Source organism: Sphingobacterium sp. BN32, assembly GCF_030503615.1.
Lineage (GTDB): Bacteria > Bacteroidota > Bacteroidia > Sphingobacteriales > Sphingobacteriaceae > Sphingobacterium.
The window spans coordinates 3,798,376-3,814,406 of the sequence record NZ_CP129963.1 but is presented as its reverse complement, the minus strand read 5'-3'; the positions used below and the strand labels follow the sequence as shown (position 1 = coordinate 3,814,406).

The 16,031-nt window shown below is 41.8% G+C and carries 13 protein-coding genes and 1 riboswitch; of the genes, 5 read left to right on the top strand and 8 right to left on the bottom strand.

Going from position 1 to position 16,031, the window contains the following annotated elements; all coding sequences use genetic code 11:
- Positions 1-18: 18 nt before the first annotated feature.
- Positions 19-777, top strand: a complete 759-nt coding sequence (locus tag QYC40_RS16180; RefSeq protein WP_301991213.1) for an endonuclease/exonuclease/phosphatase family protein — start codon at positions 19-21, stop codon at positions 775-777.
- 16 nt (positions 778-793) lie between these two features.
- Here QYC40_RS16180 and QYC40_RS16175 read toward each other — a convergent pair whose 3' ends face one another.
- The 3 genes from QYC40_RS16175 to QYC40_RS16165 are packed head-to-tail and all read right to left on the bottom strand — an operon-like array spanning position 794 to position 4,091.
- Positions 794-1,120 carry a nucleotide pyrophosphohydrolase gene (locus QYC40_RS16175; RefSeq protein ID WP_286650321.1) on the bottom strand — a complete coding sequence of 109 codons (327 nt, stop codon included), beginning with the start codon at positions 1,118-1,120 and terminating at the stop codon, positions 794-796.
- Between the two features lie 11 nt (positions 1,121-1,131).
- Positions 1,132-1,590 carry a D-aminoacyl-tRNA deacylase gene (gene dtd / locus QYC40_RS16170; RefSeq protein WP_301991211.1) on the bottom strand — a complete coding sequence of 153 codons (459 nt, stop codon included), beginning with the start codon at positions 1,588-1,590 and terminating at the stop codon, positions 1,132-1,134.
- A gap of 38 nt (positions 1,591-1,628) precedes the next feature.
- A complete protein-coding gene (locus QYC40_RS16165) occupies positions 1,629-4,091 on the bottom strand; it encodes a TonB-dependent receptor (RefSeq protein ID WP_301991210.1) in 2,463 nt (820 codons plus the stop codon).
- Positions 4,092-4,147: 56 nt separating this feature from the next.
- A riboswitch (TPP riboswitch) is annotated at positions 4,148-4,279 on the bottom strand.
- A gap of 167 nt (positions 4,280-4,446) precedes the next feature.
- Between QYC40_RS16165 and QYC40_RS16160 the strand changes: the two genes are divergently transcribed.
- From QYC40_RS16160 to QYC40_RS16150, 3 genes are read left to right on the top strand one after another with little or no spacing between them, the layout of a single operon-like run.
- On the top strand, positions 4,447-5,610 hold the full coding sequence (locus QYC40_RS16160; RefSeq protein ID WP_301991208.1) for an amidohydrolase family protein: 1,164 nt from the start codon (positions 4,447-4,449) through the stop codon (positions 5,608-5,610).
- Positions 5,611-5,642: 32 nt separating this feature from the next.
- Entirely contained in the window at positions 5,643-5,924 is a 282-nt protein-coding gene (locus QYC40_RS16155) for an acylphosphatase (RefSeq protein WP_301991207.1), read from the top strand.
- Position 5,925: 1 nt separating this feature from the next.
- On the top strand, positions 5,926-7,413 hold the full coding sequence (locus QYC40_RS16150) for a lipopolysaccharide biosynthesis protein (protein WP_301991206.1): 1,488 nt from the start codon (positions 5,926-5,928) through the stop codon (positions 7,411-7,413).
- Positions 7,414-7,499: 86 nt separating this feature from the next.
- Here the strand turns inward: QYC40_RS16150 and dusB are convergent, their stop codons facing one another.
- From dusB to trmD, 5 genes are all read right to left on the bottom strand, one after another.
- Positions 7,500-8,495, bottom strand: coding sequence for a tRNA dihydrouridine synthase DusB (dusB, locus tag QYC40_RS16145; RefSeq protein WP_301991204.1), 996 nt, complete (start codon positions 8,493-8,495; stop codon positions 7,500-7,502).
- Between the two features lie 252 nt (positions 8,496-8,747).
- Positions 8,748-9,539 carry an indole-3-glycerol phosphate synthase TrpC gene (gene trpC / locus QYC40_RS16140; protein WP_301991202.1) on the bottom strand — a complete coding sequence of 264 codons (792 nt, stop codon included), beginning with the start codon at positions 9,537-9,539 and terminating at the stop codon, positions 8,748-8,750.
- Between the two features lie 37 nt (positions 9,540-9,576).
- Positions 9,577-10,149 (bottom strand): aminodeoxychorismate/anthranilate synthase component II, encoded by a 573-nt coding sequence (locus tag QYC40_RS16135; RefSeq protein ID WP_301991201.1) that lies wholly within the window; start codon positions 10,147-10,149, stop codon positions 9,577-9,579.
- Between the two features lies 1 nt (position 10,150).
- The gene (locus tag QYC40_RS16130; RefSeq protein ID WP_301991198.1) at positions 10,151-11,554 is read right to left on the bottom strand and encodes an anthranilate synthase component I family protein; all 1,404 of its coding nucleotides are present in this window, start codon (positions 11,552-11,554) and stop codon (positions 10,151-10,153) included.
- A gap of 245 nt (positions 11,555-11,799) precedes the next feature.
- Positions 11,800-12,477 (bottom strand): tRNA (guanosine(37)-N1)-methyltransferase TrmD, encoded by a 678-nt coding sequence (gene trmD, locus QYC40_RS16125; protein WP_301991197.1) that lies wholly within the window; start codon positions 12,475-12,477, stop codon positions 11,800-11,802.
- A gap of 406 nt (positions 12,478-12,883) precedes the next feature.
- Between trmD and QYC40_RS16120 the strand changes: the two genes are divergently transcribed.
- Positions 12,884-16,024 carry a SusC/RagA family TonB-linked outer membrane protein gene (locus QYC40_RS16120; protein WP_301991196.1) on the top strand — a complete coding sequence of 1,047 codons (3,141 nt, stop codon included), beginning with the start codon at positions 12,884-12,886 and terminating at the stop codon, positions 16,022-16,024.
- Positions 16,025-16,031 lie beyond the last annotated feature (7 nt).

Below are 16,031 nucleotides of genomic sequence, written 5' to 3'. Positions count from 1 at the left end.
AAATATCAATCTGAACACATGAAACAGCTTTTCATAATACTCTTGAGTTCTATTTCTTTGACGCTGTCAGCACAAACCATCAAGATACTAAGCTATAATATTCACCATGGGAATCCACCGGCGAAGCCGGGTGTTATTGATTTGCCGGCTATTGCAAAAGTGATTGTCGACTCGAACGCAGAGATTGTAGGAATTCAAGAAGTCGATATCCATGTGTCCCGATCGGAAATGGTCAATCAGGCGGAAAAGCTTGCGGAGCTGACCGGGATGGACTATTATTTCTCGAAAGGCATCAATTTGGAGAAAGGATATTACGGAACGTTGATCCTCTCGAAATATAAGATTGTAGGCAAAAGGAGATACGATCTGCCTATGCCGGTAAAAAGTGAGAATAGATCTTTAGCGATTGTGGATGTAGAATTACCGAACGGCAAGCGCGTTTCCCTGGCGAATACACACCTGGATCTACACGAGGAGAATCGAATTGCTCAGGCACATTTTATTAACGAGCTGGCCGAGCTTTATAGCAGCCCTCTAATATTGGTGGGTGACTTAAATGCTAAGCCCGGATCCGAACCGATTAAGGTTTTAGAGCAGTTCTTTGTGCGGAATACTACATCCAATGCGCCTACCTCACCAAATGTAAACCCGCGCAATGAAATAGATTACATTATGCTTCTGGATAATGTTAAATTCAAATGGAAGTCCTATAAAGTGATACCAGAGCATCAAGCTTCTGATCATATGCCATTATTTGCAGAGATCCAGATTCAATAGATAAAACAACGAGAAGCTATTTCAGCTTCTCGTTGTTTTTATGCCGCTCGCTATCGCGTTTAGTCTTTTTATCTAAGTTTTTGGTCAAAGCATCAGTTAGATCGATGCCCGTTTGATTGGCTAAACAGATCAATACAAAAAGAACATCTGCCATTTCATCAGCAAGATTAACTTCCTCGTCCGATTTCTTGAAAGACTGCTCCCCGTATTGCCGGGCCATAATACGCGCCACTTCGCCAACCTCCTCCATCAACATTGCTGTATTCGTTAGCTCATTGAAATAACGCACTCCCGTGCTGTTTATCCATTTATCCACTATGGCCTGCGCTTCTGCTATCGTCATATCTGTTTTATTTAGAAGTTATCTTTATCCTTGGTATTCATGATAATCGTAACGGGGCCATCATTGCGCAGATCGATTTTCATATCGGCGCCAAAGATTCCTAGTTGCACCGGCTTGTTCAGCAAATCAGATAGGTACTTACCCATGGCTTCATACATGGGCTTTGCAATATCGGGCTTGCCCGCACGAATGAACGATGGTCGATTGCCTTTCTTCGTCTGTGCGAACAGGGTAAACTGCGAAATCAACAGAATATTGCCTTCAATATCCTGAACAGACCTATTCATCAGCCCCTCCTCATCCGAGAAGATACGCAAGTTCACTAACTTCTGTCCCAACCACTCCATATCAGCCTTTGTATCTTCCTCTTCCACACCTAGAAGTACCAATAAACCGTCCTTAATTTCTCCCGTTATCTGATTGTCTACCGTGCAGCTCGCATGGCTCACTCGTTGTATTACTGCTCGCATGCACTAAAAGTAAAAAGATAATAACGATTTGCCAATCCTTAGAACCTAATATTCAGTCCTAACATAAAATTAGTCTCTGCCTGTGGGTAGTAAAAATTGTAATAATCTCGCGTCCCTTTGCTTTCAAACTTCTGGCCCCAGGTATAACCCGTCGTCTCATACTTGCTGTTGAAGATGTTATTCACCGTCAAGTTCAGGTCGATACGCTCGATACCGAAGGCTGAGAAGCTATAAATACCTTGAAGATTGTTCACAAATGAAGGATCTATGCTACGTTCCTTCGCGCCACTATTGTCCAAGTAGATTCTAGAGACATACTTACTCAATAAACTAAAGGATAAAGCCTCCGTAGGTTTGTAAGTAAAGATATTCGACAGAACGGCTGCAGGCGACTTCGCAATAGTCGTCGACTTGTAGAAAATTTCTTCCTCGCCCACATAATTCCAATCATTTTCATTATCATAGACAGCAATCTTCTCCACGAAGTTCTTGATCTTATTCTGACTCAATGCTGCGGTTACTCCCCACACAAAATGTGAATTGATATTCCAGGCAGCATCCAATTCAAAACCAATTCTATAACTGTCCTCCACATTCTGGCGCAATGCCGCGCCAACATCATTTAGAGCACCCGTAGGGATCAACTGATTTTTATAAAACATCCCGTAAACATTCGCTCCGATATTGAACTGCTGATCTCTAAAACGATAACCCGCCTCCACATTCTGCATCTGCTCCGGTTTCGGGAATTCATTCAATGGATTTTCCACATAGTCCGAACGCTTTGGCTCCTTGCTTGCAAATGCATAGGATGCATAAAGATTGCTGTTCGAATTGATGAAGTAAGTTGCTCCAATCTTCGGATTGAAGAAGTTAAGCTTGTCTTTGAAATAAAGATCTTTCACTTTATCATCATCCCCCTCGCCTAAGTAGTAAATATTTCTGTACTGCAAATCCGCATTAAACAACCAATTGTCTAATCGATAGTCGGCTTTTACGAAGAAATTGAAGTCGTTCTTATCCGCCTCATTGTAATAGTAGCGATCGCCAAGGTTACTGTTTGACGCGTATCGCGCCCAAATCACCTCACCATAATGCTTGCCACGATATTGATTATAGGCCCCACCAAAGATGAAGCTTAGCTTGCTGTTCGCTTTATAGTTTGCCGAATAAGTTACCCCATAAAAGTGATTGTCTAGCCAGCGACGGCGAATAAGGTCTGAACGGCTGATGGTATCCTGTCCATGAAAGACAGTGTCCATGCCGTAGCGAATCATTTTATCCTCCGGACGAAATTCCTCGTAATAACCTGCACCGCGCGTGTAATGCAATGCTGCATTCAGATTCAGTTTATCGCTTGCTTCAAAAGTGTATTGCAGATGCGCATGCGTTTGGGTGTAGTTATCTGTTTGATTGTCGTAGGTGTAGTAATTGTATTTTCGCCCTTCCTCTTTCAAACGGTTAAGTTCTTCGGGTGTGTACAGTTCCATCGCCGCCGCGTACTCTACCAGACGTGTATAGTCGCCGCTTATCAAAGGTTCCGGCGTACCATACCAAGATTGATAGGTCTTTTCTTTTCCGGAAAAAACTGTCGCTTTTAGTATATGCTTGTCCGTGTACAATCCTCCATCTACGTAAAAAGACTTCAAATCTGAACTTGCCCGATTGATATAGCCGTCCGATGCTACGCGAGATAATCTTGCATTAAAAGCATATTTATTATTAATTAATCCCGAACCTACTTTTAACGTGTTCTTCCAGGAGTTGTATGACCCGAAAGAGTTGTTTAGTTCCGCATAAGGCTCTGCCTCAAGTGCATCGGTCTGGATGTTCAAAGAAGCACCGAAAGCACCCGCTCCATTCGTGGAAGTTCCGATACCACGCTGTACCTGAATGCTTTGCACGGACGAAGCAAAATCCGGAAGATTCACAAAGAAGCTACCCATGCTTTCCGCATCATTCAGTGGTATGCCATTTAAAGTGATGTTAATACGTTCGTTGTCCGATCCACGTACCGTCATGCTGGTATAGCCAATGCCGGCACCCGCATCCGAGCTAACGACAACACCGGGGGTTTGATTGATCAAGAATGGAATATCCTGGCCCAAGTTATTCTTACGGATTTCATCCTTGTCTATGTTTTTGTAGGTCGTCGCGGCATTTTCTTTCGCGCGAGTTGCTGTTACGAAAACCTCTTCTGTCACGAAGGAGCTTTCTTTTAACTGAACATTCAGACTGCTTTGCTCGCTTGGATTAATCTGTACAGAATAATTTTGATATCCGAGAAATGTTACCTGTAATAAATAATTTTTTGTAGCTAAATTACTAAAGACCAACAGTCCGTTTTGGTCGGTTTTACCGGTTTCTGTAGCTAATTTTACCGTTGCTCCAGCGAGTGGTTCGTGGTCTCTGTTACTGACTTTTACAGTCAATGCATGCTGTGCAAAACCCAACATGATCAGGTGGCAAAAGGCAACTGTCGCCCATACCTTTTTTAACATAATGTGTGTTTGTGTAAATGAGTTAAACTTCACTATTGCAAGGGGTTACAATAGCCCTTATTTAACCGCCCTCTCCCTACGCTGGCATTATCCAGATCAGGTACGCACTACTTTTTACAAAGCGGTGCTGGGTATATTCTCAGCCTTTATTTGTGTTGTCGAACAACAAGGCACCCCTATATGATGAGACAAAATTAACCTTTTATTAGCTTTAATCAAAATCGGTAAGGTATTGTAACAAATTTGTAATTATTGTTTTATTAGTTAACATTTATTGAAAAATTTGTAAATTGCCTGTTATATAACCCTCTGGGGTGAATTACGCTAACTTTAACAAAACGGTTTTAAAAAATTTATGAAGTATTATGCTGCTGATATTGTATTTCCAGTAACTGGCCCTGCAATAAAAAAAGGAATCGTAGCAATGGACGACCATGGAACAATTAAGGGGATTTACAACCAAGGTGAAGTCGACGATTCAAAAGTAGAATTTTTGAAAGGAGCCCTAATTCCTGGCTTCGTAAATGCACACTGTCATCTCGAACTCTCGCATATGGAAGGCGTTGTTCCGCAACACACGGGCTTACCTCAATTCTTAATGAAGGTAATGACCGAGCGTGGAGCGAAGGAAAAGGCAGTTGATAAGGCAATGGAAGCTGCGGATAAAGCCATGTATGAAAATGGTATTCAAGCAGTAGGGGACCATGCCAATTCTGCCGTGTCGGCCAAAATAAAAGAAAATAGTCCGATTCAATACCATACGTTTATCGAGGTGATGGCGATGACGGATACTGATGTGGATGCACGCATTGATCAAGCGAAAGAAATTGAATTCCATTTCGACTACAAAAGATCGTCCATCACACCGCATGCACCATACTCCTGCTCGAAAAACTTATTCAAAACGTTTAAGAAAGTCGTTGGAGAGGATAATATCATCAGTATTCACAATCAGGAAAGCGATGAGGAAAACAAGCTTTTTAGATATAATAAAGGAGAATTCATCGATTTTTATAAGCAGATGAAGCTTTCTGTTGATGGTTTCCGTGCGCAAGCTAGAAACTCGCTGCAGTCATTCTTACCCTATATTCCCACAAAGAATAAACTAATCTTAGTTCACAATACATACACCTCCATTAAAGATTTAGATTTTGTAGATCGCATGGGTAGAAAAGTATATTTCTGCTTGTGTCCTAAAGCGAATCTATACATCGAGAACAGGCTGCCAAAAGTGGAGAACTTCCTGTTGGGAGGCCATGAAATCGTGATCGGTACGGATAGCTTAGCATCCAATACATCGCTAGATATTTTGGACGAGCTAAAAGTGCTTCACGCTGAATATCCACATCTTGATTTTAACGAAACGATTAAATGGGCAACAATCAACGGAGCGAAAGCACTGAATGTTGACCATGAATTAGGATCGTTAGAAGAGGGCAAAAAACCAGGTCTTGTTCTATTAGAAGGTATGGAAAGCTTTAAGCTGGATCCCAAAATTAAAGTTAAGCGAATCCGATAGCTTTTTCTAATTCTTCTTTTACCTTTGTAACCATGAAGCATTTGAATGTTTTGGTCAAAGGAAAAGTACAAGGGGTGTACTTTCGTGCCTCTACGAAAGCGGTTGCCGATCAGTTAGGCGTAAAGGGATTTGTGTTGAATCAGCCTGACGGAACCGTCTATTTGGAGGCCGAAGGAGATGCCATGGCCTTAGATTTTCTGCTGGACTTTTGCAAGGAAGGTCCCTACGACGCGGAAGTTGAAGCTGTAGAAGTTACCGAAACAACGGAACTAAAGCATTTCAAGAACTTCGAAGTCATCAAAAAAATCAAGTAAGGTGTCGGTAGTAAAGAAATTTATAAGCGATACGGCGATATATGGTCTCACCACCATATTATCCCGTATGCTTAGTTTTTTAATGACCCCACTGCTGACCAAAAAGTTTGCAACAGCAGTTTACGGCGTTTTTACCAATCTATATGCCTACGCTTCCATGATCAATGCGATTCTCGCATTCGGAATGGAAACCACCTATTTCCGCTACCTGCAGAAAGTGGAAGGCGACAAGCAAAAAGTCTTTGATACCAGTTTCTTCGTTACGATAGTAAGTAGTGCGCTGTTTGTGCTCACGGTTTTAACGTTTGCTAACCCAATTGGGTCCTGGCTGAGCAATGGGCAGAATGTAGCCGAATATGTCACTTTCGTAAAATATTTTGCGGTAATCCTTGCTGCTGATGCACTTGCGGTAGTGCCCTTTGCCAAGCTCCGTGCGGAAGGTAGACCCATCAAATACGGTGCAATCAAGATTGCGAACATCCTGATCTACGTCTTTTTTATCCTGTTTTTCCTTTACTTCTTGCCCTATCTAACGAGCGAATATACGTCCTGGAGAGAGTTTGCTTCGGGCTGGTTTCGTGAAGGATGGCTGGGCAATGTGTTCATAGCAAACCTGATCGCATCCGTCGTTACGCTCGTGATGCTGATTCCGCAGATGATCAGTTTCCGATTCCGCGTAGAGGGCGCATTGGTGAAACAGATGTTAAGCTATACATTTCCGATCCTGATTGCGAATATCTCCTTTATTATCAATGAGAATTTAGATAAGATGATGTTGCCTCGCCTAATTCCCGGCGAACGGGGAGATAGTGAACTCGGAATCTATGGCGCTGTCGCTAAAATTGCCGTATTCCTCAATCTGTTTGTCACGGCCTTTCGACTAGGCGCTGAGCCTTTCTTTTTCAGTTATTCCAAAAACGAGAACGCCAGGAAAACCTACGCCATGATTATGGAGTATTTTATCATAGCGATGCTGGTCGTGATGGTGGGGATTTGTGCGAATATTGATTGGTTAAAGCATTTCATTCCGAGCAAAGAGGGGGGTGAACAGAATTATTGGTCGGGACTCTTCATTGTTCCGGTATTGCTCCTGAACTACGTTCTGTTGGGCATATACATGAATTTATCGGTATGGTACAAGCTGTCGGATCAGACAAGATATGCGCTTTATATCTCCGGGATTGGTGCCTTAGCGACCATTATATTGAACTTTGCCCTTATTCCAACCTATTCTTATGTAGGTGCTGCCATATCCACGACCATTACCTATTTGTTGATGGTCACGCTATCCTATGTATGGGGTCAGAAGAACTACAGCATACCCTACAACTTGAAGAAAATCAGCGTTTATATGTTCTTGGGCGTAGGAATCGCTTTTGCAGCATTCCATCTGCATTTTTGGATCGGAAACCTGTTGTTTATAGTATTCCTAGCTGCAGTAGCCTACTTGGAAAAGAATACCTTGTTGAGGGTTTTGCGCAGGCGATAAACAATGGAGCGCCGCGTTTAACTTTCTTCAAGAGAAATACAGCAAAGGAATTCGACGAGATACAATAGCAAAAGAAAAGTCGCTTTTTAAGCGACTTCCTCAGCAAAATTATGCTTTATTTCTTCTAAGACTTCGATGATTTCATCATACTTCATTAGCTCTACCAGTCTCATTCTGTACTCTTTAAAGTTAGGGATACCTTTGAAATAGTTGGCATAATGCCTTCTCATTTCGAAGATGCCCGTCTTATCGCCTTTCCATTCGATTGACTTTGTCAGGTGTGTGCGGCACACTTCAACACGTTCAGCAACGGTTGGCCCTTCTAATCGCTCACCTGTTTCGAAAAAGTGCTTCACCTCGCGGAAAATCCAAGGGTAACCGATGGATGCACGACCGATCATAATGCCGTCCACCTCATATTCCTGACGCCAAGCGGCTGCTTTATCCACAGAATCTACATCTCCGTTTCCGAATATAGGAATCTTGATGCGCGGATTGCGCTTTACATCGCGAATCATCGACCAGTCTGCCTGGCCTTTATACATCTGCGCCCGCGTTCTACCGTGAATAGATAAGGCTTTTATACCAATATCCTGAAGTCGCTCTGCAACTTCATACACGTTCTTCGTACTGTCGTCCCATCCCAAGCGTGTTTTTACAGTAACCGGAAGATGCGTAGCCTCAACAACGGCTTTGGTCATCGCCACCATCTTATCGATGTCTTGCAATAAACTGGCGCCAGCACCACGGCATGCCACATTCTTTACCGGACAACCATAGTTAATATCGATCAGATCCGGATTCGCCGCTGAACAGATTTCGGCAGATTGACGCATGTGCTCAATATCCGATCCGAAAATCTGTATCCCGATAGGTCGCTCGTATTCGAAAATATCCAACTTCTGTCTCGACTTCGCCGCATCACGGATCAATCCCTCCGAAGAGATGAACTCCGTATACATCATATCAACCCCATTTTGTTTACACACAAAACGGAACGGTGGATCGCTCACATCTTCCATCGGTGCAAGCAACAATGGAAATTCCCCTAAATCAATATGTTCACCAATCTTTACTGACATTTTTGTTGAAAATTTTTACAAAGGTAAGCAAAATTCTTTTTTTCATAGTAAACTGGCCGCGAGCTGCATAGATGGGAGATTCAGCTGACAATCGCCTGTTCAGAGACAAGATTGCTTCAGACCTGCTTCGACACAGAACCCTTTTAAACCCAATACAAACCCAATACAAACCCCTTTCATAAGCGCTTCGAAAGGGGTATGCATTGGGTATGAATAGTCTCTAGATGGGAGCTGTCTGCTTGCAGATATGAACTAGCCCTGCTTAACTTGTTCTGTAAACTCCTGAATTGCCAACATCGGGTTTTCTGTTTTCATAAAGTTTTCGCCAATCAGGAATGCCTGGAACCCTGCTTTCTTCAATTCATTGATGGTATGAGGGTCTGAGATTCCACTTTCGGAAACTTTGATATATTGGTTCGGAATCGTGTTCACCAAATCATAGGAGTGGTCCAGGGAAACGACAAAATCTTTCAGATTACGGTTATTAACGCCAATAGCGTCGATCGTGTCGAATAGACTTTTGTTTAACTCCTCTTCATTATGCACTTCCAAAAGTACATTGAGGCCTAGTGTTTTTGCATAGCTAGCGAGGTTTTGAATCTCCTCTTTGCTCAGGCAGGCAGCTATCAATAGGATGATATCGGCGCCATAGGCCTTTGCTTCGGTAATCTGGTATTCGTCTACAATAAACTCCTTGCGCAATAGGGGGATTTGAAGGACTTCGCGCGCTGCGGTCAAATCTTGTAGGTCGCCCTGAAAGAAGTCTTTGTCGGTTAATACCGAGATTGCTGATGCTCCGGCATCTTGGTAACCTTTTACAACTTCCTGTACTGAATTGCGACCGTTTATCAAGCCCTTGGATGGGGATGCACGTTTATATTCGGCAATAATTCCTGATCTTTCCGGATGCAAGATGGACTCGCGTAGGTTGTAGCATGTTCGGTTAAATAGCGGATAAGATTTTAGCTCATCATTCGTTACTTTTGCTTTGGCTTCTGCAACTTCCTCTTTTTTTCGTTCAACTATTTTATCTAGTATGGTCATGTGTTTTCTGTGGATAATTAGCCTGGGGACTTATGTGTTAATCTTTTAACCAGTTATCAATTAAGATTTTACCATTGTCTGTTAAAATTGATTCCGGGTGGAATTGCATTCCTCTTACATCGTATTCCTTATGCGACAATGCCATGATAACGCCTGCCGGGTCCACCGCTGTAATCTTTAAGGAGTTGGGTAAAGTTTTATCCTCTACTGCCCAAGAATGGTATCTCCCGATTTTGGAGTCTGAAGGGAAATTCTGGAATAATTTCTCCTCAGGATCGGTGATGTTAATGCTTGTCGCCACGCCATGTAGGGGCTTCGGCATGTTGTAAAGGCTGCCACCAAAAACTTCAGCAATGGCCTGTTGTCCTAAGCATATGCCCAGGATACTTTTGCTAGGCGCATAAGTGCGGATTACATCCATCAACAAACCGGCTTCCTCAGGAATTCCGGGGCCTGGAGATAGTAATATTTTGTCGTATTGTTCTACGTCTGCAAGTTCAAACTTGTCGTTTCGAACGACTACGTAAGGCTTGTTCAATTCCTGTAAAAGGTGAACGAGATTATAGGTGAATGAATCGTAATTGTCGATTACTAAAACTGGCTTGCTCATGTTAAATAGTTTCCGCTAATTCTAAGGCTCTGCGAAGGGCCGATATTTTATTGTTTACTTCTTGTAATTCTTTTTCGGGATCCGAATCCAATACGATGCCGGCTCCAGCTTGATAGTGCAGGTTGTTCTGCTTGCTCAGAAAGGAGCGGATCATAATGGCATGGTTAAAGTCGCCATTAAATCCCATATAGCCAATGGCGCCCGAGTAAAAGGAGCGTTGGAATCCTTCATAACGGTCGATCAGTGTCAACGCCATATGTTTTGGCGCGCCGGATAAGGTGCCTGCAGGGAAAGTATCGCCTACGACGTCGAATGGATTAGCGTCGGGATTCAACTTGCCGCTGACCTTGGATACCAGGTGGATGACATGGGAATAGTATTGTGCTTCTTTATAAGAGTTCACTTCCACTTGGGTGCAGTGGCGACTAAGGTCGTTTCGTGCCAAGTCAACCAACATCACATGTTCTGCAGATTCTTTCGGGTCGTTCTTCAACTCTTCAGCAATCTTTTCGTCCTGTTCCATATTGCCTGTACGTTTGAAGGTTCCGGCAATCGGGTAGATGCTTGCTACATCTTTTTTGATGGTCAATTGGGCTTCGGGAGATGACCCGAATAGCTTGAAATCGCCATAATCGAAATAGAAGAGGTACGGAGAAGGATTGATTGAACGCAGGGCGCGATATACGTTGAATTCATCGCCGGAGAACGGCGTTTTGAACCCTCGCGAAGGAACGATTTGGAAAACATCGCCACGTTGAATATGCTCTTTCATCTTCAATACCAGGTTTTTGAAATCCTCGTCGCTCATGTTGGACGTTTCTGCACCTTTCTTTTGGAAGGTATATTCCGGGAAATTCTTGTTTTGAATAAGAAATTGTAGACGGTCTAGCTCACTGCTTTCGCTGTCTAATATATTTTCGAAGATGTGCAGTTGGTTTCTGAAGTGATCTATAGCGATAACAAATTTATAGACGTGATATTGAAGAGTGGGGATATCTTTTTCAGGATGTGGGGGCGTGGTTAACTTGATGTCTTCGAAATAATTAACGGCATCGAAGGTGAAATAGCCGAATATTCCGTTGGAAATGACGTTTACCTCAGGAGCATTCTCTGATTGGAAGGATTTTCTGAAGTTGGATACTTCTTCGCGTAAGTTAAGCCCTTCCGCATTTTTGCTGATTTTCTGCCCGTCGGGAAGGGAAATGTTCAGGGTTTTGCCTTCTAGGACGATGCCAGCGACTGGTTGACAGCAGATGTAACTGATGTTGTTGTCGCGGCTGTGATATTCTGAACTCTCCAGCAATAGGCTGTTCGGGAAAGTATCACGAAGTCTTAAGTACATGCTCACAGGCGTCGTCGTGTCTGCGAGGATGTTTTTATGATTCGTTTTAAAAATATAGCTCATATGTTGTTTATATATTGTGTCAAAAATAAAAAAAGCCCAACGTACTCTACGTCGGGCTTACCATTCAGTGGTTTTGGTTGATTATGAAATTCTTATCGTAAAATATACCACCCTCCCGACTTATTTAGTCAGAAGCCACCAACGGTTAGTATATTGAAATGTGCTCATTATTAACACACAAATTTAAAGGAAATTTTGAAATTTCAAACTTTATTTAAAGAAAAAATAAAGAAAGTAAGTTTTTATTAATCATTTAGCAAATCTGGGCGCCTTTCTTTTGTTCTTTGTAGCTGTTGTTCATGGCGCCAAGCTGTAATTTTTGCTTCATGCCCGCTCAATAAGATATCAGGCACCTTATGTCCTCGCCATTCTACTGGTCGAGTATATATTGGTGCGTCCAATAAACCGTCTTGAAAAGAGTCCGATAGGGCAGAGGTCTCATCCGATAGCACGCCCGGAATTAACCGGATGATCGCATCTACAAGGATTGCTGCCGGCAATTCTCCTCCTGAAAGAACATAGTCTCCAATAGAGATCTCGCGAGTTACATAAATATCTCGGATGCGTTGATCGATGCCTTTATAGTGTCCACAAAGGATAATGACATTTTCTAATGTAGATAAGGAGTTTGCGATATCCTGATTTAAAGTAACACCATCGGGCGTCATATAAATAACTTCGTCGTACGTACGCTCCGCTTGCAATTTTTCGATACATGCTGCGAATGGTGCGATTTGCATCACCATCCCCGATCCGCCACCATAGGGATAGTCGTCTACAGATTTCTGTTTGTTTTCACTGTAATCGCGAAGATTGTGCACATGGATTTCTGCAATGCCCTTTTTCTGTGCTCTCTGCAAGATAGAATGGGCAAACGGACTTTGTAGTAAGTCTGGTAGGACAGTAATGATATCAAATCTCATAACCACAAAGGTAGCAAGAAAGGCTGGAAATTGGGCTGTTTCTGTCAAGGTGAAAATGAAACTACGTAATTGTAAAATAATAGTTGCATAACATTTATTTTACACAAAAATATATGGCTGATTTTAATTATTACTTTTATGAATTCTTAATATCAGTTGATAAGTTCATTTAAAAATTTATAAAAACTAACTGTATAGATTGATAACTTTTCAATGTTTAAGGTTCATTTTGCAAATATATTGTTTAATTAAATTTTTAATTTATTTGACGAAATAAATTAAAAATTTACTTGAATTATTTGCAGTGACAACTTTGCCATCCTAAATTGCTGAGCGTTTTAACAAAATTTTAACACTTTGTTATAATTAGCAAACCAAAAAGCGATTAACTAAACAACAACAAAACATGAAACAAAAATTACTCAGTATTTTTTTGCTGTGTACTTTATTCGTAGGGGTATCGTATGCGCAAAATCGGCAAGTGAGGGGTAAAGTAACATCAGCAGCTGATGGCACACCTATCAGCGGAGCGTCGGTTTTAGTTCAAGGAACGAGCGTCGGAACGCAAACTGATGGCGAAGGTAATTACCAACTCTCTGTCGCAAATGGAGCGACCTTAGTTTATAGCTACATTGGCTTCGAAACTAAGACTGTGTCGGTCGGTTCACAATCAACCATCAACGTTTCTTTAGTAAGTAATGAGAACACTTTGGATGAAATTGTGGTTACGGGTGCCGGTTTATCAGCAACAAAGCGTTCCTTAGGAGCAGCCCAAACGACGATCAAAGCAGACGATCTTCAGAAAGCTAAGCCTACAAACGTTGTAACTGGTTTGACTGGTAAAGTAGCTGGTTTAACAGTGCAAGGTGTTGGTTCGGGAGTTAACCCTAACTACCGTGTGATTTTACGTGGTATGCGTTCATTGACTGGTAACAACCAAGCCTTGATCGTTATTGACAACGTTATTTCACCTTCATCAATGTTAGGAAACTTAAACCCTGATGACGTTGAGGATATTACCGTGTTAAACGGTGCTTCTGCAGCGGCATTATATGGTTCTCAAGCGTCCAACGGTGCCTTGGTTATTAAAACCAAAAGAGGTGCAGCTTCGCAAGGAATGGAAGTAACCCTTGAGAATACAACAACTTTTGAAGATGTCGTGTTCTTGCCAGGCGTTCAAAAACGTTTCGGTTCGGGTTATGCTGCGCATATGCCGGGCTATGTGTCTTACGAAAACCAACAATACGGTCCTGCATTCGACGGATCAGAGGTTATTATTGGTGAGGCTTTGCAAGATGGCACGATTCAAAAAGGTAAGTACTCTTGGACTGGTGATAAAGACAATTTCTGGGAAACTGGTGTTGCGAATATGACCAACCTTTCTGTGGCTTCTAAACATGATAAGAGCTCATTCCGTTTCTCGGGACAATACTTAAAATCTACAGGTACAGTGCCATACGATAAATATAACAGAGCATCTGCGCGTGTAAATGGCCAAAGAGAACTTCACGAAATGTTGAATATCTCTTATACAGCTTACTATGCTCAAAATCGTTACGATCAAACATCTGCAAATGCTACGATCTACGACAATGTGCTACAATCTCCGGGACATATTCCATTGCTTTCTTATAAAGACTGGGAAAATAATCCTTTTGGTAATCCGAATGGTTACTACAATGCGTATTACAACAACCCTTACTTCGTAGCAGCGAATAACCGTCAAAATATCAGAAATGATTATTTTATGGGAAATACGCAATTAGATTTCAAACCTTTAGAGTGGTTAGATTTCACCGGTCGTGTGGGTATGACAACTGCGAACCAATCATATAAATACCATACAGGTAGATTTATATTCACTCCGTATGCGGCAGGTTTGCATTCTGGAACATATAAAGCATCAAATATCTTAGGATCTGTTACGGATGCATTCAACTATACAACAAACATCGTTTCTGATTTCATCGCGCATGCTACACATACAAACGGTGATTTCAAATTAGATTATACGGCATTATTCCAATACGTTCAAAATCAAAACTCAGGCATGTCAGCTTCAGTTAATGGTTTGGTATTGGATGATCTTTACAATCTTGGAAATAGTGTGAACCCGCCAAGCGCAGGTCAAGCTAACTATTTAGCACGCGTTTTCGGTGTGTCTGGTAAAGTAGATGTTGCTTATAAGAATTATTTATTCTTAAGTTTCACAGGAAGAAATGACTGGGTGTCGATCTTAGATCCTAACAACCGTTCATTCTTCTATCCTGGTGTAACAGCTTCATTCGTATTAACTGATGCAATCGAAGGCTTACAGGACTTAAGTTATTTGAACTTCTTCAAATTACGTGGAAGCTGGTCTAAAGTTGGCCAGGTGAACGTTGGTAATTATATAAACTTTGGTGCATATAGTTTATTACCTACATTCACCCAAGGATCTGGATATCCGTATAATGGAGTAGGTGGTTTTACTTTAGAAAATCAAATCCCTCAAAAAGGCCTAAAACCGGAGATTACAAGATCGTTTGAGGTTGGTTTCGAATCTTCATGGTTAGATAATAGAATCTCTGCTGAAGCAACTTACTTCAACAACAGAACAGTAGATAATACGGTTCCAACAAACGTTTCAATTACATCAGGCTATGAAAAATACCTTTTGAATGCTGGTATCACATCAGGAAAAGGTTTAGAGAGCCGTTTAACAGTAACGCCTATTCGTAATCAGGATTGGAACTTAACGGTAGGTGGAAACTTTACATATATCGATAACCGCGTAGAAGAATTAGCTGCAGGTTTAGATAAACTTGCTTTAGCAACATACGGAGGAACAACTGGTTCATACGCGATTGCTGGTGAAAAATTCCCTGTACTTATGGGATATGGTTACAACAGAGATCCAGAAGGTAGAATCATTGTTGACAAGATTACAGGTTATCCTACTGCTAGCGAGCAATTGATCAACATGGGTGCTGCATTGCCTACGCATACCTTAGGATTGAATTTATCATTGTCGTGGAAAGACTTATCATTCTACACAAGTGCTGAATACCGTACTGGAAACTATATTTTCAACAACGGTGGTAGCTCATTCGACTTCTCAGGCGCAGGTATCAATACAGTTGCTTACGATCGCGAGCGTTTCGTTATTCCTAATTCATCATATTGGGATGAAGCGTCAAATTCTTACGTGGCAAACACGAATATTACTGTTTATGATGGTGGTTCAAGCTACTGGACGATGGGCCCTCCAAGAACAGACATCGATGAAACTTATGTAACATCGGCTGCATTCTGGAAAATCAGAGAGATGTCTGTGACTTATAATGTTCCGAAAACATTCTTAGCGAGACAGAAAGTTATCAAGGCTGCTCGTGTAAGTGCGCAAGGAAGAAACTTATTCCTTTGGACTCCATCTACTAACGTTTATACAGATCCTGAATATTCAGATGGCAACGGTGCATCTAACGGAAATGCGATTGGTTTGACAGGTTTGTCACAAACTCCTCCTTCACGTTACTTGGGCTTCTCTGTAATGTTAACTTTTTAATTACGAA